Annotated in this window: 23 protein-coding genes and 2 riboswitches; of the genes, 11 read left to right on the forward strand and 12 right to left on the reverse strand. The window is 70.0% G+C overall.

Annotation, left to right across the window (positions count from 1 at the left end):
* Positions 1-73: 73 nt before the first annotated feature.
* Positions 74-850 carry an enhanced serine sensitivity protein SseB gene (locus ACZ45E_RS16425; protein ID WP_468221318.1) on the reverse strand — a complete coding sequence of 259 codons (777 nt, stop codon included), beginning with the start codon at positions 848-850 and terminating at the stop codon, positions 74-76.
* A gap of 89 nt (positions 851-939) precedes the next feature.
* Entirely contained in the window at positions 940-1,521 is a 582-nt protein-coding gene (locus tag ACZ45E_RS16430; RefSeq protein WP_468221454.1) for an AAA family ATPase, read from the reverse strand.
* A 212-nt stretch (positions 1,522-1,733) separates the two neighbouring features.
* Positions 1,734-1,841, forward strand: a riboswitch (glycine riboswitch).
* A riboswitch (glycine riboswitch) is annotated at positions 1,842-1,960 on the forward strand. It begins immediately after the preceding riboswitch.
* A gap of 52 nt (positions 1,961-2,012) precedes the next feature.
* Between ACZ45E_RS16430 and gcvT the strand changes: the two genes are divergently transcribed.
* The 4 genes from gcvT (at position 2,013) to ACZ45E_RS16450 (ending at position 6,437) form a co-directional block, all read left to right on the forward strand.
* Entirely contained in the window at positions 2,013-3,119 is a 1,107-nt protein-coding gene (gene gcvT, locus ACZ45E_RS16435; RefSeq protein WP_468221320.1) for a glycine cleavage system aminomethyltransferase GcvT, read from the forward strand.
* Between the two features lie 91 nt (positions 3,120-3,210).
* Positions 3,211-3,588, forward strand: a complete 378-nt coding sequence (gcvH, locus tag ACZ45E_RS16440; RefSeq protein ID WP_468221322.1) for a glycine cleavage system protein GcvH — start codon at positions 3,211-3,213, stop codon at positions 3,586-3,588.
* 5 nt (positions 3,589-3,593) lie between these two features.
* Positions 3,594-4,883 (forward strand): serine hydroxymethyltransferase, encoded by a 1,290-nt coding sequence (gene glyA / locus ACZ45E_RS16445; protein WP_468221324.1) that lies wholly within the window; start codon positions 3,594-3,596, stop codon positions 4,881-4,883.
* Positions 4,884-5,054: 171 nt separating this feature from the next.
* A complete protein-coding gene (locus tag ACZ45E_RS16450; protein WP_468221326.1) occupies positions 5,055-6,437 on the forward strand; it encodes an L-serine ammonia-lyase in 1,383 nt (460 codons plus the stop codon).
* 227 nt (positions 6,438-6,664) lie between these two features.
* Here the strand turns inward: ACZ45E_RS16450 and ACZ45E_RS16455 are convergent, their stop codons facing one another.
* Positions 6,665-7,564 carry a helix-turn-helix domain-containing protein gene (locus ACZ45E_RS16455; RefSeq protein ID WP_468221328.1) on the reverse strand — a complete coding sequence of 300 codons (900 nt, stop codon included), beginning with the start codon at positions 7,562-7,564 and terminating at the stop codon, positions 6,665-6,667.
* An 11-nt stretch (positions 7,565-7,575) separates the two neighbouring features.
* Positions 7,576-7,800 carry a hypothetical protein gene (locus ACZ45E_RS16460; RefSeq protein ID WP_468221331.1) on the reverse strand — a complete coding sequence of 75 codons (225 nt, stop codon included), beginning with the start codon at positions 7,798-7,800 and terminating at the stop codon, positions 7,576-7,578.
* A 685-nt stretch (positions 7,801-8,485) separates the two neighbouring features.
* On the opposite strand from ACZ45E_RS16460, the gene ACZ45E_RS16465 reads away from it, so the two are divergent.
* The 4 genes from ACZ45E_RS16465 (at position 8,486) to ACZ45E_RS16480 (ending at position 11,701) form a co-directional block, all read left to right on the forward strand.
* Positions 8,486-8,872, forward strand: a complete 387-nt coding sequence (locus ACZ45E_RS16465) for a hypothetical protein (RefSeq protein ID WP_468221332.1) — start codon at positions 8,486-8,488, stop codon at positions 8,870-8,872.
* A 317-nt stretch (positions 8,873-9,189) separates the two neighbouring features.
* Complete coding sequence (locus tag ACZ45E_RS16470) at positions 9,190-9,681, forward strand: hypothetical protein (protein ID WP_468221334.1); 492 nt, start codon at positions 9,190-9,192, stop codon at positions 9,679-9,681.
* Between the two features lie 47 nt (positions 9,682-9,728).
* Positions 9,729-11,189, forward strand: coding sequence for a hypothetical protein (locus ACZ45E_RS16475; RefSeq protein WP_468221337.1), 1,461 nt, complete (start codon positions 9,729-9,731; stop codon positions 11,187-11,189).
* On the forward strand, positions 11,186-11,701 hold the full coding sequence (locus ACZ45E_RS16480) for a hypothetical protein (protein ID WP_468221339.1): 516 nt from the start codon (positions 11,186-11,188) through the stop codon (positions 11,699-11,701). The genes ACZ45E_RS16475 and ACZ45E_RS16480 overlap by 4 nt, the downstream gene beginning before the upstream one ends.
* Before the next feature lie 119 nt (positions 11,702-11,820).
* On the opposite strand, the gene ACZ45E_RS16485 is transcribed toward ACZ45E_RS16480, so the two are convergent.
* The gene (locus ACZ45E_RS16485; RefSeq protein ID WP_468221456.1) at positions 11,821-12,774 is read right to left on the reverse strand and encodes a L,D-transpeptidase; all 954 of its coding nucleotides are present in this window, start codon (positions 12,772-12,774) and stop codon (positions 11,821-11,823) included.
* A gap of 210 nt (positions 12,775-12,984) precedes the next feature.
* Between ACZ45E_RS16485 and ACZ45E_RS16490 the strand changes: the two genes are divergently transcribed.
* A complete protein-coding gene (locus tag ACZ45E_RS16490; RefSeq protein ID WP_468221341.1) occupies positions 12,985-13,536 on the forward strand; it encodes a glycoside hydrolase family 25 protein in 552 nt (183 codons plus the stop codon).
* Positions 13,537-13,558: 22 nt separating this feature from the next.
* Here ACZ45E_RS16490 and ACZ45E_RS16495 read toward each other — a convergent pair whose 3' ends face one another.
* Entirely contained in the window at positions 13,559-14,245 is a 687-nt protein-coding gene (locus ACZ45E_RS16495) for an NADPH-dependent F420 reductase (RefSeq protein ID WP_468221458.1), read from the reverse strand.
* A gap of 138 nt (positions 14,246-14,383) precedes the next feature.
* Positions 14,384-15,493, reverse strand: a complete 1,110-nt coding sequence (locus ACZ45E_RS16500) for a zinc-dependent alcohol dehydrogenase family protein (protein ID WP_468221344.1) — start codon at positions 15,491-15,493, stop codon at positions 14,384-14,386.
* A 102-nt stretch (positions 15,494-15,595) separates the two neighbouring features.
* Here ACZ45E_RS16500 and ACZ45E_RS16505 point away from each other — a divergent pair, with 102 nt between their 5' ends.
* Positions 15,596-16,528: an AraC family transcriptional regulator gene (locus ACZ45E_RS16505; protein ID WP_468221345.1), complete on the forward strand. Its 933-nt coding sequence runs from the start codon at positions 15,596-15,598 to the stop codon at positions 16,526-16,528.
* Positions 16,529-16,632: 104 nt separating this feature from the next.
* Here the strand turns inward: ACZ45E_RS16505 and ACZ45E_RS16510 are convergent, their stop codons facing one another.
* Positions 16,633-16,848: an EF-hand domain-containing protein gene (locus tag ACZ45E_RS16510; protein ID WP_468221347.1), complete on the reverse strand. Its 216-nt coding sequence runs from the start codon at positions 16,846-16,848 to the stop codon at positions 16,633-16,635.
* 55 nt (positions 16,849-16,903) lie between these two features.
* A complete protein-coding gene (locus ACZ45E_RS16515; RefSeq protein WP_468221350.1) occupies positions 16,904-17,818 on the reverse strand; it encodes a helix-turn-helix domain-containing protein in 915 nt (304 codons plus the stop codon).
* A gap of 51 nt (positions 17,819-17,869) precedes the next feature.
* Here ACZ45E_RS16515 and ACZ45E_RS16520 point away from each other — a divergent pair, with 51 nt between their 5' ends.
* On the forward strand, positions 17,870-18,502 hold the full coding sequence (locus ACZ45E_RS16520) for a GNAT family N-acetyltransferase (RefSeq protein ID WP_468221352.1): 633 nt from the start codon (positions 17,870-17,872) through the stop codon (positions 18,500-18,502).
* Here the strand turns inward: ACZ45E_RS16520 and ACZ45E_RS16525 are convergent, their stop codons facing one another.
* From ACZ45E_RS16525 to ACZ45E_RS16535, 3 genes are all read right to left on the reverse strand, one after another.
* Positions 18,503-19,678 (reverse strand): YVTN family beta-propeller repeat protein, encoded by a 1,176-nt coding sequence (locus ACZ45E_RS16525; RefSeq protein WP_468221459.1) that lies wholly within the window; start codon positions 19,676-19,678, stop codon positions 18,503-18,505. It abuts the gene before it with no gap.
* Between the two features lie 53 nt (positions 19,679-19,731).
* Positions 19,732-20,535, reverse strand: a complete 804-nt coding sequence (locus tag ACZ45E_RS16530; RefSeq protein ID WP_468221461.1) for a polysaccharide deacetylase family protein — start codon at positions 20,533-20,535, stop codon at positions 19,732-19,734.
* A 292-nt stretch (positions 20,536-20,827) separates the two neighbouring features.
* Entirely contained in the window at positions 20,828-21,331 is a 504-nt protein-coding gene (locus ACZ45E_RS16535) for an ATP-binding protein (RefSeq protein ID WP_468221353.1), read from the reverse strand.
* Positions 21,332-21,448 lie beyond the last annotated feature (117 nt).

Genomic DNA, 21,448 nt, shown 5'->3' on the forward strand with positions numbered 1-21,448 from the left:
GGGCGGAGCGCCGCCCGGTCAGGTCATGAAACCAGCTTAAGCGGCGTCACTGACACCGACTTGACGGACGACGTCACCGTTCCCGTGCGTAGAACGGACGTACGCGCGTGCGCAGGAAGTCGGCGACCGGGTCCTGGGTGACGTCGAGGAAGACCAGGTTCACCGGCCAGGCGACCGGGGTCCGGCCGAGCGCGCGGCCCAGCGCGTCCAGCGGGAGGTCCCGCGCGGCGCCTTCCCACTGGGTCAGCCGCACCCCGATGAACAGGGACGGGTCCGCGTCCTCGACGACGGCGAGGCAGCGGTGGGCGCTCAGTACGGTGCCGGCCGCCTCGAACTCCTCGCGCACCGTCGCCAGGAAGTCCACCGGGTCGTGCTGCCAGTCGGGTTCGCAGAGCACGACGCGACCGCCGGTGGACGGGCCGTCCAGCGGGGTGCGTCCGCTGCGGGCCAGTTCGGCGACGGCGGCCGGGGGCAGCGGGATGCCGACGGCGCCGTCCGGGTTGAGCGCGAGCCCGACCTGGGCGGGCAGCCCGCGCGCGAACTCGACGGCCGGGGCGACCGTGCAGTGCATACGGCCGCCGGTGACCTGCATGAACTGCTGTTCGGAGCTGAAGACGGGGACGTACGCCTGGCCCTCGATCTCCAACGTCGGCAGGTCGAGGTCACGGCTCTCGGGGCTGCCGCCCTGGGGCAGCGGTATCCAGACCGGGCTGCGGCCGAGGACCTCGACGATGCGGGCGCCTGCGCCCTCGACGCCGAGCGCGGCGCCGAGGACCTGCTCCAGCTCGTTGGCCGGCCAGCCGTGCGTCGGATGGGGGTGCGCGTCCTCGTGAAATGCCGGGTGTTCCATAGCCGCCGACGATAACCCGTACGCCAGAGGGGCCCCAAGGGTCTTCCGGTGGTCCCTTTGTCCCCGGAGCGTGCTCCCGCTCGTCCCGCTCACCCCCGGAACGTGATCCCGCCGAGGGCGTCGGTCGCCGCCCGGTCGAGCAGCACCGCCGACTCGATGCCCGCCGGGAGATCGCCCCGCTCCGTCGACGTCACCAGCGCGCCCACCGCCCGGCGATGGCGCGCGAACGCGTACCGCGACACCCCGCGGCCCCGCTCCGCCTGGCCCTCGAGGGCGGTGCCGGGCGGGACGTCGAGGAGGAGCAGGTGGACGGAGGCGCCGCGGCGCCGGGCAGCGCGGATCATCCAGCGGCGCACCCACGCCTGGGTGCCGCAGTCGTGCACGACGACGCTGACGCCGGAGCGCATCGCCCGCCGCAGCCCCGCGTAGTGCGCGACCCGGACCAGCGGGCGGTAGAGCGCGTACGGCAGACCGGGGAGGCGGGCGGCCCAGCGCTCCCGGGCGTCCTGGGAGTCGATGCGCAGCGCCGTGACGGCCCGGCGCATCAGCGTGGACTTGCCGCTGCCCGGCAGCCCCGAGAGCACCACGAGGTCCCCCGCGGCGAAGCCGATCCGGCGCGGTGTGCGGCCGCCGCGCCCGCGCAGATCGCGCACCTGGCGACGGCGCGGCATCCGCGCCCTCGGGACCACCGCCGGCACGGGTGAAGCCGTCGTCGCGTACGCCCCCGCGATCGCCTTGTGCACCGTGATCGTCCTCCCCGTTCCGCCCAGGCACTTCTGCCCGCCAAGTGTAAAGAGAAGGTAATGCCCGGCGTGGGGTTTCCCCGTTCCGCGGGCATGCAATGATGTGCCCGCCACACGCACACAACCGCATACCGGCCGCTTGAATCCGCGCGGGAGAGTTCCGGGACCCACCAGCACGACGGGTACCCGGACGCCGAAGGAGCAAGTCCCTCCCTTGAATCTCTCAGGCCCCGTACCGCGCGGGCGAGGCACATCTGAAAAGCGGGCCGTCCGTCCAGCACGGCGGCCCCACCCAAGGTGCAAGCCATGACCATCAGTACGTGTGGTCGGGGCGAACCTCTCAGGTTCCGATGACAGATGGGGAGGCCTCCGCCACGGGGGACCCCTCGCCATCGCCGTCACGCCCGGGAGCACCAGCCATGACCCGTACGACCTCGCTCGACGCCCTGCACCGCTCGCTGGGCGCGACCATGACCGACTTCGCCGACTGGGACATGCCGCTGCGCTACGCCAGCGAGCGCGACGAGCACACCGCCGTGCGGACGAAGGCCGGGCTCTTCGACCTGTCCCACATGGGCGAGATCACGGTGACCGGCCCGGACGCGGCGGCGCTGCTGAACTTCGCGCTCGTCGGCAACATCGCCACGGTCGGCGTCGGCCGCGCCCGCTACACCATGATCTGCCGCGCGGACGGCGGCATCCTCGACGACCTGATCGTCTACCGGCTCGCCGACACCACGTACATGGTCGTCGCCAACGCCGGCAACGCGCAGACCGTGCTGGACGCCCTCACCGAGCGCGCCGCCGGCTTCGACGCCGAGGTCCGCGACGACCGGGACGCGTACGCGCTGATCGCCGTGCAGGGTCCGAACTCGCCCGCCATCGTGAAGTCCGTCACCGACGCCGACCTGGACGGGCTGAAGTACTACGCCGGCCTGCCGGGCACCGTCGCCGGTGTCGAGGCGCTCATCGCGCGCACCGGGTACACCGGCGAGGACGGCTTCGAGCTGTTCGTCGCGCCCGGCGACGCGGAGAAGCTGTGGCAGGCGCTGACCGAGGCGGGCGCCGGGTACGGCCTCGTCCCCTGCGGCCTCTCCTGCCGCGACACGCTGCGCCTGGAGGCGGGCATGCCGCTGTACGGGCACGAGCTGACGACGGAGCTGACGCCGTTCGACGCGGGTCTCGGCCGGGTCGTGAAGTTCGAGAAGGACGGCGACTTCGTGGGCCGCGAGGCCCTGGCGGCCGCCGCCGAGCGCGCCGAGACCGCCCCGCCCCGCAAGCTCGTCGGCCTGATCGCCGAGGGCCGCCGCGTCCCGCGCGCGGGCATGCCGGTGGTCCGCGACGGGCAGGTGATCGGCGAGGTCACCTCCGGCGCCCCCTCCCCCACCCTGGGCAAGCCGGTCGCCATGGCGTACGTCGACGCCGCGCACGCCGGCCCCGGCACCACGGGCGTGGGCGTCGACATCCGCGGTACGCACGAGCCCTACGAGGTCGTGGCCCTGCCGTTCTACAAGCGCCAGAAGTGACGCTGCCACAAGCGCCGGAAGTGACGCTCGTCATCCCCGCGCCCTCCCCCACTGTCACCAGCACCCTCCCGCGTACAGGAGAATTCGCATCATGAGCAACCCGCAGCAGCTGCGTTACAGCAAGGAGCACGAGTGGCTGTCGGCCGTCGAGGACGGCGTCGCCACGGTCGGCATCACGGAGCACGCGGCCAACGCGCTCGGTGACATCGTGTTCGTCCAGCTCCCCGAGGTCGGCGACACCGTCACCGCGGGCGAGACCTGCGGCGAGCTGGAGTCCACCAAGTCGGTCTCCGACCTGTACTCCCCCGTCTCGGGCGAGGTCACCGAGGCCAACCAGGACGTCGTCGACGACCCGTCCCTGGTGAACTCGGCCCCCTTCGAGGGCGGCTGGCTCTTCAAGGTCCGGATCGCCGAGGAGCCGAAGGACCTGCTCACCGCCGACGAGTACACCGAGTTCTCCGGGAGCTGACCCCCATGACCGACATCTCTGCGCAGTCCGTACTGAACGAGTCCCTGCACACGCTCGACCCGGAGGTGGCCGAGGCCGTCGACGCCGAGCTGCACCGCCAGCAGTCGACCCTGGAAATGATCGCGTCGGAGAACTTCGCGCCGGTCGCCGTCATGGAGGCCCAGGGCTCGGTCCTCACCAACAAGTACGCCGAGGGCTACCCCGGCCGCCGCTACTACGGCGGCTGCGAGCACGTCGACGTCACCGAGCAGATCGCGATCGACCGGGTCAAGGAGCTGTTCGGCGCCGAGTACGCCAACGTGCAGCCGCACTCGGGCGCCTCCGCCAACCAGGCCGCCCTCTTCGCGCTCGCCAAGCCCGGCGACACGATCCTCGGCCTGGACCTGGCGCACGGCGGCCACCTCACGCACGGCATGCGCCTGAACTTCTCCGGCAAGCAGTTCAACGTGGTCCCGTACCACGTCGACGACAACGGCCTGGTCGACATGGCCGAGGTCGAGGCGCTCGCCAAGGAGCACCGCCCGAAGGTGATCATCGCCGGCTGGTCGGCGTACCCGCGTCAGCTGGACTTCGCCGAGTTCCGGCGCATCGCCGACGAGGTCGAGGCGTACCTCTGGGTCGACATGGCGCACTTCGCCGGTCTCGTCGCGGCGGGGCTGCACCCGAACCCGGTCGAGCACGCGGACGTCGTCACCTCGACGACCCACAAGACGCTCGGCGGCCCCCGCGGCGGCATCATCCTCGCCAAGAAGGACTTCGCGAAGAAGCTGAACTCGTCCGTCTTCCCGGGCTTCCAGGGCGGCCCCCTGGAGCACGTGATCGCGGCGAAGGCGGTCTCCTTCAAGATCGCGGCGAGTGAGGGCTTCAAGGAGCGCCAGGCCCGTACGGTCGAGGGCGCCCGCATCCTCGCCGAGCGGCTGACCTCCGAGGACTCCCGCGCCCGCGGCGTGAACGTGCTCTCCGGCGGCACGGACGTGCACCTCGTCCTGGTCGACCTGCGCGACTCCGAGCTCGACGGTCAGCAGGCCGAGGACCGTCTCCACGAGGTCGGCATCACGGTCAACCGCAACGCGGTCCCGAACGACCCGCGCCCGCCGATGGTCACCTCCGGCCTGCGCATCGGCACGCCCGCCCTGGCCACCCGCGGCTTCACGGCCGAGGACTTCGCCGAGGTCGCCGACGTGATCGCGGAGGCCCTCAAGGCGCCCGCCCCCTTCGCCGAGGCCGACGCCCGGGCGCTCAAGGCCCGGGTGACCGCGTTGGCCGAGAAGCACCCGCTCTACCCCGGCCTGTAGGGATTTCACGGCAGTTACGTACCCTTGTGTACGTACACACTTCCGGGGCACCGCGCACACTGGAACCACAAGGAACCAGGACGCACGGTGCCCCGTGCCATGCACCGCCCTTGCACACCGCACCACCCCGGCAGACAACGGCGTCTACCAACCACCTTTTGGAGTCTCACCGTGGCCATCTCGGTCTTCGACCTGTTCTCGATCGGCATCGGCCCGTCCAGCTCCCACACGGTCGGCCCGATGCGCGCGGCGCGGATGTTCGCGCGGCGGCTGAAGAACGAGGGCCTGCTGGCCCACACCGCCTCCATACGCGCCGAGCTGTACGGCTCGCTGGGCGCGACCGGCCACGGGCACGGCACCCCGAAGGCGGTGCTGCTCGGCCTGGAGGGCGAGTCACCGCGCACCGTCGACGTCGAGCACGCCGACGAGCGGGTGGAGACGATCCGGTCGTCCGGCCGGATCAACCTGCTCGGCGTGCACGACATCGCCTTCGCCTACGACGACGACCTGGTCCTGCACCGCCGCGAGACCCTGCCCTACCACGCCAACGGCATGCGGCTGTGGGCCCACGACGCCGAGGGCGCCGAGCTGCTCTCCAAGACGTACTACTCCGTGGGCGGCGGCTTCGTCGTCGACGAGGACGCCGTCCAGGGCGAGAACCCGGTCGTGCCGGACGACACCGTCCTGAAGTACCCGTTCCGCACCGGTGACGAGCTGCTGCGCCTCACCCGTGAGACGGGCCTGTCCATCCCCGCGCTGATGCTGGAGAACGAGAAGGCCTGGCGCACCGAGGACGAGATCCGCGCCGGGCTGCTGGAGCTCTGGCGCGTGATGCAGGCGTGCGTGTCGCGCGGCATGTCCCGCGAGGGCATCCTGCCCGGCGGCCTCAAGGTCCGCCGCCGTGCGGCGAGTTCGGCCCGCAAGCTGCGCGCCGAGGGCGAGCCGCTGCCGCAGGCCATGGAGTGGATCACCCTGTACGCGATGGCGGTCAACGAGGAGAACGCGGCGGGCGGCCGGGTGGTCACCGCCCCGACCAACGGCGCGGCGGGCATCATCCCGGCGGTTCTGCACTACTACGTGAACTTCGTGCCCAGCGGCTCCGACCAGGAGAAGGAGGAGGGCGTCGTCCGCTTCCTGCTCTCGGCGGGCGCGATCGGCATGCTCTTCAAGGAGAACGCCTCGATCTCCGGCGCCGAGGTCGGCTGCCAGGGCGAGGTCGGCTCGGCCTGCTCGATGGCGGCGGGCGCGCTCGCCGAAGTCCTCGGCGGCTCCCCCGAGCAGGTGGAGAACGCGGCCGAGATCGGTATGGAGCACAACCTCGGCCTGACCTGCGACCCCGTCGGCGGCCTCGTCCAGATCCCCTGCATCGAGCGCAACGGCATGGCGGCCGTGAAGGCCGTCACCGCCGCCAAGATGGCGATGCGCGGCGACGGCTCCCACAAGGTCTCCCTCGACAAGGTCATCAAGACCATGAAGGAGACCGGCGCGGACATGTCCGTCAAGTACAAGGAGACGGCGCGGGGCGGGCTCGCGGTGAACATCATCGAGTGCTAGGAGATGGGGTCCTGACCAGCGCGTTCGTGGCTTTCGGCGCTGTCAGGGGCTTCCCTGCTTACGCGGCGGAAAGTCCCTGAGACCTCCCTGGGACAGACGTGAAGGTTCCTGAAGAGTCCCTGCTTCTCCTCGTTCTGAAGTCCAGTTCGGCTTCGGAATGGAGTCGCCTTTCAGTACGACACCGGCATAGTTGCAGCTGAGGTGCTCGTCAGTAACATGGTGCGCTCCTACCGGACTGGCCGACGGCGGCGCGACTTAGACCTCCCTGCCTTCCGCCTCTTGCCCAGGAACGGCCGCGGCTCCGGTGCCTGAGCGAGCGAGGGCAGGATGGGGACCTCAATGCTGTAATTTCCGAGGACTAAGCCCTGAGCGGTCTCGCTCCAGTGGGGCATCCTCCTGATTTCCTCTTCGTACTCCAGCACGTCCCGCTGATAACGCCGACGGGCCGTCTCAGCCGTCACTGTTGTCACCTCGCCAAGCACGCGCCAGGAATTCACCTCTCGATCCGGGCGAGCCCACCTGTTCATCTCCAGGTGCTGACGCTGTTCCCGATGCCACACCCGGCGCCACGCTTCCACCCACGCCACCTCCTCCACCCTGGGAACCTCGCAAACCTCCAGGAAGGCACGGAGGTGGTCGATGGTGAGCATCGTGGCTCCGTGAAGCATGCGGTGCAAGGTGCTGTGCGGCAGGCGGTTGAGTCCCGCCCGCGACTCCATCTCCGCCAACGGCATGGAGCCTGCGCGGTAGTACAGGTGGCGCAGGCCGGCAAGGAGGTCGGCCGAGTTGACGACCAAGTGCGCCTTCGGCACCGTCTTTCCACCCTGGTGCGGGTTGGCGTGGTCCAGCGCGCGGGCATCGCGCCAATACTTGCGCGCCACACTTGCGGTGGCCCCACACGCCTCGGCGTACGCCTCCACAACGGGCAGTCGCGGTATCGCGTCACCCGATGCCGCACGGCGCAAGGTGGATGCGGAGTAGTCAACAGCGTGTAGTTCGGTGCACCGCTGCGCGAGTTGCGTGTAGGTGAGGCCGGCCTCCTTGCGCCATCGGCGCAGATGGGCGGCGAGCATGAGGTGGCCCGGGTTGGCGCCGTCGACCGGCAAAGGTTTTTCAGGACGTCCCATTGCAATCCCTCTCAAACCAGGCAGAGGGCGCCGAGATGGGCGCGGCGCGTGAAGCGGAGGGCGGCGATGGTTCCTACACCGATGCTTGCGGCCCCGGTTACGAGCTGGAGGACCGTGGCGAGATCCGGGGGCTGTGAGGTCAGGCCGGGGGAGGCGTACAGGGCGACGGCGGCAAGGACGATGACGATCACTACGACCGCCTCGGTGCCACGCAGGCGGTGGGGTGCAGGCGGCATGTCGGGGTGGGCGGCAGAACGAGAGCGGCTCACTGGCAGGTCCCCTCGGGGTCAATTCGGGGGCCACCTGCGATGCGGTACCCCCGACGGATGCGGACTCCTTCGTCACCGAGGGGCGGTGGTAGGCACCCCGTGGCGTGATCAGTAATCCTGCCGCATGAGCCACGAGGGGCGGGGGGTTAATGCATCGACGTCCCGCCCCCTGGGTTCTCCGCCCAACTGGTTGGTTCACGCCGCCACCCTGCAACGCTATGACCTGCCCTTTTCGTTATCTAGCCAGATTTACCTTGTGCACAAGGTTGGGGTTGAGTCACCTGTGTCCCTCTTCGGCTTGCTCCCTGGGCCGCACGAGTGCGACGCTTCTTAGACCGGCTCGCGGGACGTGAACGTCTCGATTCCCCTCATGCGGACTCCTTCGAAAACTTCGTGAGGTTCAGGTCGGTGGCAACGGATAGTGTGTGGTAGCACGCCGGAGCATCGCTGAGGGCCGGACCATTAAGGTCTGGCCCTCACGCGTTTCACGGGTGAACGTGCCACAAGGCATCGTGCTGCCCAGCTCCTGACAGTGCCGCTACGCGCCTGCACCTGTTCCGTGCAGGTGATGCGGCCATCGAAGCGAACTTCACCCCCGCAGCAGGCAGTTTGCAGGGAGAACCGCAAAGTGCAACGGCAGCGCAAGGCGAGGATGGACGCCCGCACCCGCGAGCACCCGCCGGTTCTGCCGATCCTCGTCAGCACGGTCGACCAGCGTCGCAAGGGCGCTGCCGCGGTACTGAAAGCCGCCAAGCACGCCAGCCCCGGAGAGGTGTTCACCGCTGCCAGCCAGCAACTCGTACGTGTCGTGGTTCCGCACGGAACAGCCATCAGAATCTGGGCCGAGGACCCACACACCGGAAAACGCCGTGATCTGGGACTCGAAGACGAGAGAGCCTTCTGGACCTGGGCCGTACTCGAGGTCCAGCGGGCCGCCAACATCGGCATCGCTACGCTCACTTCATGCCCGGTGCGGGGCAGCGAGGGCTCGCCGCGATGGACGCCTGACTTCGGGCCCCCTCCCGGCCATAGCCCCTGAGAGGTCCCTGCTGGAGTGCAGGGTGACTTAGCCACCCCCGGACGTGCAGGTCAAGGGCATAATGCGACAGGGCGCCGACATGTCCGTCACGGCGCGCGGCGGGCTCGCGGTGAATAGCACCGAGTGCTGAGGACAGGCATCTGAGCCGGTGTTCTCCTCATCTCGCGCGGTCGCGGGCGCGGAGCGGGGTGTATGACCCGCGCGTCCCGGAGACTCCTCGGCCGGGACGAAGACGCACCACGGTCTCCGCGGGAAACGGTTGTACGAGCCGCCGCTTCGGCCAGTATGGGCGGTGCGGCGAAAGGCGTTTACCAGCCATGGAAGGACCCATCCGTCACGATTCTCCTTTGCCGCCCCAGTTGCATCTCGTAAGATTGCCGGATCTGATCGCGCTCGGGGGAGAGGTCATGATCGAAGGTGACACATCGGCGACACAGATGCGGCTGAACCATGTGGCCCCGCTTGTTGGCGGTGGAGGCGCGCCATCCGGTGACAAGGACCTCGCATCGAGCCCCGCGGAGAAGAAGAAGACGGCCGAGGCGATCGAGAAGCACCTGGAACCGGACACACGCAGAGACGGCACCCAGGCGCGTGCGAGCACGGGCGCCGCTTCCAAGGAGTTCGAGGGGTGGCTCACCGGGCCTGCTTTGAAGGCTGCGCGCAAGGTGTGGAGCGAACAGCTCACGACGCTGATGAACCGTCTCGGCTCGGAGAAGACAGCGCTGCGTGCCACGAACACGATCTTCCAGAACACCGACACGGGCGTAGAACTGGGTATCCGGAAGTCCTCCGCACTCGACTCGCTCTGATCAGACAGCCTTTTCCGAACTGCGCATGGCGCAACTGGAGTTCAGCCGTGGCGACGTACTACGAGATCATGGGCACCGACCTCTCGAAGCTCACGACGGCCGCCGACGACTGGACCTCCATGGCCAAGGACTTCGACACCCTCGCAGGCACCTACGAGAGGGATGTACACGGCACCTCCCTCGGTGATGCATGGGTGGGCATCAGCGCGAACGCGGGCTCCGCGCGCTTCGACGTGACACTCAAGGAGTACCAAGGGGCGCAGCGCGAGGCGAGAGCCGTCGCGAAGCTACTCCGAGACGCACATGCTGAATTCAGCCGTCTCCGAAAAAGGATCGAGCACGTCCGGGAAGACGCCGTAAAGGCCGGCATGAAAGTGTCGGAGCAGGGCGTTGTCGCCTTCGATACTTCCAAGCTCGACCAATCCGGGTACATCGCCTACGTCCACGACCCTGGTTACCAGGAGAGCGCCCGCACGGCAGCCGGCGGTTGGGCTGAACAGCTCGACACCGCGGTAAAGGCGGTGAACGACGCCGACGAGGGGTTCAAGCTAGCCCTCGCTTCGATGACGCAGGACCAGAGCCTCATGGACGGCACCGTCGGCGGCTTCAACCGGAATCCGGAGGCGAGCCCCTACCCATCTCTTGAGGAAGCGGCGAAGGCCGCGCACATCCCCAGAGGCAAGCAGGCTGTCGCTGAGTGGTGGCACGATCTCGATCCGATCACGCGCGGTGTCCTGTTGCAGGAGAAGGGCGACGAGCTGCGCAAGGCGGGGATCATGAGCCCGTTGTACAAGTGGCAGAGCCCGGACGAAGGCTCGGGGACGTTCAACACAGCGGACCCCACGGCCCAGGACCTGTGGTATTTGGCGCGGGCCCAAAGTATCGCGGCGGGTGGTGACTTCGTCGGGGAGAACGGTGCTTCACGCAACATGGAGCACTACCTGGGCAAGTCGGGCGACCCTCTGGATCTCGATGTAGATCGCATCCTCCAGGACGACTCCGGTTTCCGCGAGGAGATCACCACGCTCCACATCGCCGAGAACCGGGAAGCATGGCGCCAACAGGGACTCGACGCCTTCGACAAGGCCGGAGGGGACAGGACGGTCGTCGTGCCGGTGGAGAGCAAGGCAGTGGGGCGAACGCTCCATAGCGACGAGTGGTTCCACGCGGTCGGCTCGCACCAGCAGAACGTGTCCGGAATGGTCACCGTCAGTCCGGGATCGGACGGCAAGCCGAAGGTCTCCCTCGACTACCGGGCCAACGTGTGGGACCGGTACAACTGGGACGCCGGCAAGTCGACCGACTTCCCTGGAGGCGTGACGATCCCGGACTCCGAGATGGGGCGCCTGCACAAGACTGGTCTTGCTCAGGAGTTCGACATGCGGGGGAGCAGCTCGACGTACACGTATGACCTGGACGGTGACGCGGGACCGACAGTGCACCCGCCGAACCAAGGACGAGAAGGCACCCGCGGGGATGTCTCCCGCGGCGACGAGGAGAACCGGTGACGAGTAAACGTGGTGCCACCCTCATCATGGTGCTGGCCGGGGTCCTCCTGCTCGCCGCGTGCTCCGGTTCGGACACCGGCGACCGCCACCGCGTGTCCGGCGGACGCACTCCTGAATGGGACAAGAAGGCCGGAGCGGCCGAGGCGTCGGCCTTCATGTACGTGACACCGCCCAAGGACGCGACCAGCATCAAAGGAGCCGTCCAGATCAACCCCCAGGAGGACGTCTACCTGCTCTCCTTCGTCACGACCGAGAAGAACGCCGAGAACATCGCGGAGGGCCTCCGCTCCAAGGAGCCCCTCAAGGCGAAGAAGTACGACGTTGCTCCGAAGAACGAGCTGTTCCGGCACCTCGGGCTGACCGAACCGCAGAAGCTGAAGGAGACGCGCTGGGCGGGGGTCTGCCCGCCCTGCGTGAACGACGCTCCTCGCAAGGAGAAGGTGCAGTGGATCGAGATCTACGTCCAGGCCATCGAGGGTGACCGGGCGAGGGTCTACCTACAGGCGTTCTGAGTACCGCGCCACCGGGCTGAGGCGGGGCCCGGCAGCTCAGCGCCGGTCAGCTGTGAGGGAAACAACGCGCGGCGGGCTCGCGGTGAACATCATCGAGTGTTGACCCGCCGCGTTCCCCGTCAGAGCGTGGCGGTGGTGGCCTCGCCCGCGCCGCTGCCCTGGAGCCACTGGTCCCAGCTGAGATTGAAGGCCGCGTAGCCGTTGTCGGCCGGGGCCTTGGCGCGCGGGGAGCCGGTGATGGTGATCGGGTCGCCCTGCTTGACCTGCTGGTAGAACCACTTGGCGTCGGACATCGACAGGTGGACGCAGCCGTGCGAGCCGCGGGCGCTGCCGCTGCCCGGGTTCGGGTCGCCGGTCGAGTAGTGGACGTAGGTGCCGGACTGGGTGAGGTGGACGTCCCAGGGCAGGGTCAGGTCGTAGTAGTTGGGGCTGCCCTTGTCGCAGCTGATGCCGACGCTGCAGGAGGTCATGTGGACCTTCTCCTGCTTGTCGATGACGGCCATCGTGCCGTTCCAGGTGGGGTACTCGGCGCTGCCCGCGTTGATCGACAGCGTGCGCAACGTCGAGCCGTTCTTGGTGACCTTCATGGTGTGGCCGCTGACGGAGACGTCGGCCCGGACGTCGTCGCCGACCTTGAAGGTGTGGGTGTACGTGCGCACGCCGTACCGGCCGTTGCCGTTGCTGACGCCCTTCATGTCGGCCTCGACCTTCACCGACGTACCGGAGGGCCAGTACTCCTTCGGCCGCCAGTCGGCGCGCTTGTCGCCGAACCAGTGCCAGGCGCCTTCCACCGGCTGGGAGGCGCTCACCTTCATGTGCTTCTCGACCGAGGCGCGTGCCTTGGCCGCCACCGGGTTGGTGAACACCACCGAGACCGGCATGGCCACACCGACCTTGGTACCCGTCTGGGGAGTGATCGTCTCCAGGAGCATCGGGGGCCCCTTGGGCTTCTCCGGTGACGGCGACGCGGTCGCGCTCGGCTTGCCCGACCCCTTCCCGTCGCCCCCGCTCGCCCCGGTGCCGCCACCGCTGCTGCCGCACGCGCTCACACCTGCCAGTGCCGCGACCGTCATCAGCGCGATTCCTATGCCGCTGCCCTTGCGCCGTCCCACGAACTGCCCCGCTCTCTCCGTCACCCGCTCACTGCCCCCGCCTCTCTGTCAGACAGCGCGGGGGGCTACCTCAGTTGCATCTCCCCGTGTAAAGCGTGTTCCAAGTGTGAGGCCGGGCAAACAACGGTGGGGATGCCGACTTCACCACCCCGTCGACCAGGAGGCTCAGTCATGATTCGTGGCATCGACGTCAGCTCGTACCAGACCTCGTTCGACACCGACGGCCAGGCGTTCGTCTTCATCAAGGCGACGGAAGGACGTAGTTACGTCAATCCGCGGCTGGCCGCACAGACCAAGAAAGCGCGCGACGCCGGCTGCGTGGTCGGCTTCTACCACTTCCTGTGGCCCGGGAACCTGACGGCTCAGGCCGAGTACTTCGTGAGCAAGGCCCCCGAGAAGGGGGGCGATCTGCTGGCCGTCGACTGGGAGACGACCGGCGAGGGCACGCACGCGAGCAACGCCGAGAAGGACAAGTTCATCCGTGCGGTGAAGCGGCTGCGGCCGAACAACAAGTGTCTTCTCTACTGCAACCGCAACTACTGGCTGAACGTCGACACGACCTCGTACGCGGGCGACGGGCTCTGGATCGCCGACTACGTGGCGGCGGGAAAGCCCCGCATCCAGGCGGACTGGCGCTTCCACCAGTACACCGACGACCCCCTCGACAAGAACGTGGCCGACTTCGCGAGCGAGACCGCGCTGCGCGAATGGGCCACGTCCTGACGGGGGTCGCGCAGGCGGCTGGTCAGGCGCGCCACTCCGCGGTGCGCTCCGGGGACGCCGCTTCCAGGGCCTTGCGGACGGCGACGGCGTCGGAGGCGAGGCCGTAGACAGGGGTGCCGGGCTGCTGGCGCCACGACTCGTCCAGGCCGCCCGCGTCGACGGTGTCGAAGCCGATCTCGTCGAGCAGGGCGGTGACGACCTGCTTGGCCGCGGTGTCGTCGCCCGCGATGGGCAGGGCGACGCGCGCCGGGTCGCCGGACGGGCGCGGCTTGTCGAGGATGTCCTGGGCGTAGGTGCCGTTGAACGCCTTGACGACCTGGTGGCCGATCTGCCGCTCGGTCCAGCGGCTCTCGGTCAGGCCGTCCTCGATCTCGGCGATCTTCCCGTCGCGCTGCTGCGGGTAGTAGTTGCCGGTGTCGATGACGGTCACGTCGTCGGCGGCCGCGGCCAGGAAGCCGTCGGGCAGGTCGGGGACCGCCTTGAGCGGGATGGTGACGACCACGACCTGCGCGTCGCGCACGGCGTCCTCGATGGTGGCGGCCGTGGCGCCGGTCTCCTCGGCGAGCTCGGTGAGGGTGTGCGGGCCGCGCGAGTTGGCGACGTGGACGTCGTGGCCGACGGTGGTGAAGCGCCGGGTGAGGTTGCCGCCGATGTTGCCCGCGCCGATGATGCCGATCTTCATGTCACGCCCTTCGAGAGATTCATGCATGTGCATGGAGCGAACCTCGGCGGGTCGACGGCTATTCCTCGGTACCGCCCGAAGAGTGACGGCTCGGACTTCGGCGGCCCGGGACACGGCGGCTCGGAGCCCGCGGACTCGGCGCCTGTGGACCCGGCGCCTGCGGACTCAGACCTTGACGACGATTTTCCCGGTGTGCGTGTTGGACTCCATGAGGCGGTGCGCGTCCGGGACGCGGTCGAGGCCGTCGAAGACCTCCGCGATGGGCGGGCGGAACCCGCCGTCGAGCAGGCCCGCGTGGAGGAAGGCGTTGGAGCGGCGGCGCCCTTCCGCGGTCTCGGTGAGGCGGAGGTTGGCGTACGTGTGGATGGTCTGGGGCCAGTTCATCGGGAGAGCGGGGGCGCCGTTCAGCCAGCCGTAGACCACGATCGTGCCGTGGTCGCGCAACGCCGAGGCGTGCAGCGGGAGTTGGGGGCCGCCGATCGCGTCGAAGAGGATGTCCGCGCCCGCGCCGCCGGTGACCCGGCGGACCTCCTCGACCACGTCCTCGGTGTCGGTGACCACGACGTGTTCCGCGCCCAGATCGAGGAGCGCCCGCTTCTTCGCCGCCGTGCGGGTCGTCGCGACCGGCACGGCCCCGATCCGCCGGGCCACCTGAATCGCGGCGGTGCCGACGCCGCTGGAGGCGCCGGTGATCAGGACGTGGTCGCCGGGCCGCATCCGGGCCGTCTCGATCAGGCCCCCGTACGCCGTCGTGTACGTGAGCCAGGCCGCGGCCCCGGTGACCGCGTCGACGGAGGCGGGGCGGGGCACGACCGCGGACTCGGGCAGCACGATCCGGTCTCCGTAGACGCCCTGCGCGCCCATCTCGATGCCGGGGCCGGTCATCACGAGGTCGCCGGGCGCGAACCCGGTGACCTCCTCGCCGACGGTCTCGACGACACCGGCCGCCTCGTAACCGAGCCGCGATCCGGGCAGGGGCGGCTGGTAGTAGTACTCGCCCGCGCGGAAGAGAGCCTCGGCCCGGTTGAGGCCCAACGCCTCGACCCGGATGGCGAGTTCGGCGGGGCCGGGCGCGTCGAGCCGCACGTCGGCCACGTGCAGGACGTCGGGGCCGCCGATGGTGTCGAAGAGGACGGCACGGGCGGTGTCCGCACCGTGCCGGGTACTGGCCTGAGCGCCGGCCCGGACGTCGGCCCGCACATCGACCTTGCCCTCGGGCTGGGTACTGGTCTGCGCGTCGACCTTGGTCTCGGTCTCGGTCTGCATATTGGTCATGGCTCGACGCTATGGCCGGCACATGAGACGGACCATGCCTGAAGATCTCCCCTTCATGTCCGTACGTCTCACCGTCGCGACCCGCACGCTAACGTGGCCGCCATGGACGTACTCAGCGACGCGATCGCCGCGATGCGGCTCGGCCGCCCGCACTCGGCGCTGCGCGACAAGGTCGCCCCCTGGGGCATCCGCTTCGACGCCCATGACGGGGCCGGGTTCCACGTCCTCCTTCGCGGCTCCGCCTGGCTGCTGCCGGCGGGCGACGACGCGCCGCCCGTCGCGCTCGGCCCCGGCGACGTGGTGTTCCTCGCGCACGGCCGCGGGCACGCCCTGGTGAGTGAACCCGGCGTCGCCACCGAGCGGTTCACGGTCGGCCCCGACGGCGCCTGGCCCTCGGCGCCGCCGCGCCCCACGGCCGGTCCCGAGCCCGACACGGTGATGCTGTGCGGCGCGTACCACCTGAACCGGGCGCGCGCCCACCCGCTGCTCGGCGAGCTGCCCGACGTGGTGCATCTGCCCGCGCGCGTGGGCGCCCACCGCTCGCTGCGGACGGCGATCGAACTGCTCGGCGCCGAACTGGACGAGCCGCGCCCCGGCTCCGACACGATCGTCTCGGCGCTCCTGGACACGCTGCTCCTGTACATCCTGCGGGCCTGGTGGCTCGGCCGGCACCCGCACGGGGCCGAGTCCCGCCCCGCGAGCTGGTCGACCGCGCTCACCGAACCGCCGCTGGCCGCCGCCCTGTGCGCCATGCACGAGAACCCCGCGCACCCGTGGACGGTGGCGGAGCTGGCCGGGCTCGGCGCGCTCTCCCGGGCGGCGTTCGCCCGGCGGTTCGCGGCGGCGGTGGGGGTGCCGCCGCTCGCGTATCTGACGTGGTGGCGGATGACGACGGCGGGCCGGCTGCTGCGCGAGGAGAGGACGCCACTGCGCGTCATCTCCCAACGGGCGGGCTACACCTCGGAGTTCGCGTTCGCCAAAGCGTTCAAGCGGGAGTTCGGGGTGGCGCCGGGTCAGTATCGGCGTCCGGCCTGACCCGGCGCCGCGCGGAGCGCACCGGTCGTCCGGTCGGGACAGACGTCCGCCGGGGCGGGAGCGACGGGCTCCCACCCCGGCGGACGGGGCTCGACGGCCGGTTCTCAGGCCTTGTTGAGGTTGGCCCAGAACTCGTCGAAGGAGAGGAGCTTGTCCCCGTTGGCGTCCTGCCGGGCGATGAGGACCTCGGCCACCGACTCGGTGACGTTGAAGTCGCCCATCTGCGCCATGGCGCTCTTGTACTCGGCCGCCGTGATGAAGCCGTCGCCGTCCGCGTCGAACCGCTCGAACGCCTTGCGTGCTTCCTCGATGTCCGCCACCGGACCACCCCTCGTTTGTACGTACTGCTCGTACTGCCGTATTGACGGGGCCAGATTAGCTGGCCGGGTGGGCGCGCAGTGCGGCCAGGACCCAGGCGAACTCTTTCCGGTGCGCCGCGTCCGGGGTGGCGCCCTTCACGAGCGCGAGCAGTTCGCGGTACCGGGCGACCTTGTCGGTGGCCGTGGCGAGCAGCCGCTCCAGGACCTGCGTCCGGTCGGCGTCCTCGCCGAGCAGCTCGCGCAGGACGGCGTCGGCCTCGGCCGACTCGGGGGCCACCCCGCGCCGCACGGCGTCGGCGGCGGACACCATGAGCCGCCGCATGAACGACATCGAGTCGCCTGCCGGGCTGTCGGGGGCGCGGTCCGCGTTGAACTCGGCGACCCGGCGCATCCGTGCCTTGAACTCCGGGTCCTGGAGCAGCTCGGCGAGTTCCACCCAGGCGTCGACCTGCTCGGGCGTCGGGTCGTCGGGCAGATCGGCGCCGACCCGCTCCATGCGCTCGCGGACCACCGGGTCGGCGGTGTCGAGCCCGCGGAACATCTCGTCCGTGAACTCCGTGATGATGCGGCCGCGCTCGGCGGCGGACAGGCGTGCCAGGTTGTTCATGAAGGCCATCTCCTCGGCGCTGGAATTGCGTTTCGCGACCGTCGACAGCACCGCCCGGCTCAGCCGCAGCGCGCGGATCTGCGCGTCGAGCGCCGCCACATGGGCGGCCGCCACGGACGCGATGTCCCGCTCCCCCTCGGCCACCTTCCGTACGTCGTCCAGGCCGAGGCCCAGCTCGCGCAGGGTGCGGATCAGTTCGAGGCGGGCCACGGACTGCGCGTCGTAGAGTCGGTATCCGCCGTCGCTGCGGCCCACGGGGTGCAGGACACCCTCGTCGGACCAGTACCGGATGGTGCGCACCGTGAGGCCGGTGGTGCGGGCCAGCTGTCCGATGGTGAGCAGGGGCGGGCCGTCGTCGGTCATGTCGAGGAGTCTGTGCCTTCCAGCGGGTGGAGACTCAAGCGAGGAGTCACAGTGGATCTGCGTGACATTCTGGACGCGGCGGCCAAGGGTGTCTTCCCGCCGCCGGACGGTACGACGACGGTCGTGCCGCAGATGTGCGCGCGGGACGCGGGGGTGCTGGCGTTCACGGCGCACAGCGTGGTCTTCACGGACGAGCCGGAGAGCTGGGTGCGCGAGGCGCTGGCGGCGGTGGACTGCGACGCGCTCGCCGCGTCCATGAACGCCCGGTTCCTCGCCGCGTTCATGGACCGCACGGGCCGCGCCCACGACACGGTCGACCTGCTGACGGTGGCCCCGGCGCTCGCGGGCCCGCCGCCCCTCGCACTGCGTGAGATCCGGGACCGTGAGCACCCCCGGGTGGTCCGGGCGCTCACCCACCGCGACGCGGTGCGGGTGTGGGAGACGGCGGGCGGCGTGCTGGTGCTGGGGCGCGGCGTCGGCGGGCGCGCGGAGGCCGCGATCGAGGTGGACGAGGACGTACGGCACCGCGGGCTCGGGCGGCGGCTCGCGGTCGCCGCCCGGCACTTGGTCGCGGACGAGTACGTCTGGGCGCAGCAGTCGCCGGGCAACGCGCGCAGTGTCCGGGTCTTCCAGGCCGCGGGTTACCGGCCGGTGGGGTCCGAGGCGCTGATGCTCACCCGGTGATCAGCGGAAGATGCCGGTGTGGCCCAGGGAGTAGCGGCCGGGCTGCGGGTAGACCGCGAGGCCGTGCGGGCCGCGACCCACCGGGATGCGGGCGATCTGGGCGCCGGTGCGCGTGTCGATGGCGTACACCTCGGAGTCGTAGCGGCCGGACAGCCAGAGCGTTCTGCCGTCCGCCGAGACGCCGCCCATGTCGGGGCTGCCGCCCTGCGGGAGCTTCCACTTCTTCGTCAGCTTGTCCTGGGCGAAGTCGAAGATCGAGATGGTCCCCTCGCCGCGGTTGGTGACGTACATCTCCTTGGAGTCGCGGCTGACGTAGAGGCCGTGCGTGCCCTTGCCGGTCGGCAGCAGCTTCGGCTCGGAGAAGGTGTTCCCGTCCAGCACCCACATGCCGTCGGCCATCATGTCGGCGACGTAGAACTTCTTCCCGTCGGGGGAGATCTTCACGTCCTGCGGCATGGCGCCCTGGAAGGGCAGCTTCTGCTGCGCGACGACCTTCATCCGCGCCGTGTCGACCTTGAGGAGTTCGCCGCTGAACTCGCAGCTGACGATGAAGTAGCGGCCGTCGGGCGAGAAGTCGGCGTGGTTGACGCCGTAGCAGCTGACCGGCTCGGTGTGTTTGATCTTCATGGTGTGCGGGTCGCGGAAGACGAGCTGCCGGTCGAGCGAGGCCATCACGACGGCGTACTTGCCGTCGGGCGTGAAGTACAGGTTGTACGGGTCGTGCACGTCGACCGGGTTCCCCGCCTTCCCGGTCTTCGGGTCGATCGGGGTGAGCGTGTGGCCGCGGTTGTTGTTGACCCACAGCGTCTTCATGTCCCAGGAGGGGACGACGTGCTGGGGCTGGTGTCCGACCGGGATGGTCTCGGTGACCTTGAAGGTCTTGGGGTCGATGACGGTGACGGTGTCGGATTCGGTGTTGGGGACGTAGACGCGGGACGGGAAGTCCTTCACCACCGGCGAGAGCTTGCCGGGCCGGTCCGCCGCGTACACGTCCTTGGGGTCGAGGACGGGCGGCATGCCGGGCAGTCCTGGCGCGGCCTGCCGCTTCGGCACCGCCGGCTTGACCGGATCGGCCTCCTTGACCGGCTTGACGGCGCCCTGGCTGCCGCGGTCCGCGGCCTCGTCGGTGCCGCAGCCGGCGAGCGCGGCGAGGACGACCGAGGCGGCGGCGAGCAGTACGCCGGTGCGCCGGCCCGGGCGGGTCTTCGGCGAGGGGAACGGGGTGGTGTTCACGTGAGCAGCTCCGTGCAGGTCACCGCGGTCAGGCCGCGACGGTCGAGGTGGTCCAGGAGGGGCGGCAGGGCGGCGATGGTGTCCCGGTAGCCGAAGTGCAGGCTGACGACCGAGCCGGCGCGCGCGGCCGAGGTGACGTTGGTGACGACGGCGTCGGCGCCCGGGGAGGTGAAGTCCAGCGAGTCGACGTCGTACGACAGGACGTGCGGGTAGCCGGCGCGCTGGGCGAGGCGGGTGACGAGCGGGGTCGCCGTGCGGGTGCGCGACGGCCGGAACCAGGTGCCGATGGAGCCGGTCAGGCGGCGCAGGCGGTCGGCGCAGCCGGTGATCTCGGCGTACGCGTCGGCCTCGGACATGGCGGTGACGGAGCGGTGGTGGAGGGTGTGGTTCCCCAGGTCGTGGCCGCCGTCGAGGATGCGCCGGGCGATGGCCGGGTGCTCGTCGAGCCAGGTGCCGACGGCGAGGACGGTGACGTGGGCGCGGGCGCGTTCGGCCTCGGCCAGGACGGCGCGGGCGATGGCAGGGTCGCCCTGGCCGTGGAAGGTGAGGGCGACGCGGCCCGTGGTGCGCGGGCCGTGGTCGATCTCGGCGGGCAGGCCGGGGAGGCGGCGGGGGGCGGGGGCGGCTCGCGCGGGGTGCGCCGGGCGCGGCGGGCGCGGCGGCGCCGAGTGCGCGGCCGGGGCGGGCGCGGGCGCCTGCCGCTCGGCGGCGCAGCCGGTGGCGAGGGCGGCTGCGAGGCCGGTGGCGTGGCGCAGTGCCGAGCGGCGTCGGATCGGTTCTGCCGTGGTCACGCCGCATATTTAACGGGCATGATGGACAAAATACTCTTACCGACTCGACAGCCTTAATGATTACTGGATGCCGCCTGTATTTATTCTTCATTTGCGAGGCGCGTGGCTCACATCACCATCGATTCATTTGGCCCGGGCCAACGCCGTCTGCCATGATCGGTGCCACGACCCCCATTGACCCGGGCCAGGTCGTCGTCAGACGCCGCGGACTACACCCCCCACTGTTCGCGGCGCACCACATGAAAGCCCCCGCGGCGCCGCACGACGGCGAGAACGGGGGCTTTCGTGCGTGCGGGGCCGGTCAGCGGTCGGCGACCCGCATCTCGAACCAGGTGGTCTTGCCGCGCGGCAGCAGGTCGACGCCCCACCGGTCGGAGAGCTTGTCGACGAGGAAGAGGCCGCGGCCGGAGATGTCGAACGGCTGCACCGGCATCAGACACGGCAGGCCGCGGGAGGGATCGCGCACCTCGACCCGGATCCAGCCCCTGCGGCGCAGCATGCGCAGCCCGAAGACCCGGGCGCCGGTGTGCCGCACCGCGTTGCCGACGAGCTCGGAGACGAGCAGGATGGCGTCCTCGGTCATCTTCGGGGACAGGCCCCAGTGGCGCAGGACCACCACCTGGGCGAGCCGGCGCGCCGTCGCCGCCGATTCGGGGCGCGACGGCAGACGCACCTCCGCCTCGGTCGGATTTCCGAACAACTCCAGCGCCCGCAGCGCGAATTCGTCCTCGACCGCGGGAGACCAGCGCGCCGCGGTCGCACTGCCGTGCCGCCGCGGTTGTTCGACACCCTCAAGCCCCGCCATGCCCTCCATGATGGCCGCAGAGGCGGCGCCTTGGGGCCGTTCCGGCCGAATAAGCCCCCCGGAACGCCTCATTCCGGGGGGCTCTTTTGGCATATGCCACAGGCACTTAGAAGCGTT

It is taken from the genome of Streptomyces sp. NPDC030991 (assembly GCF_055571235.1).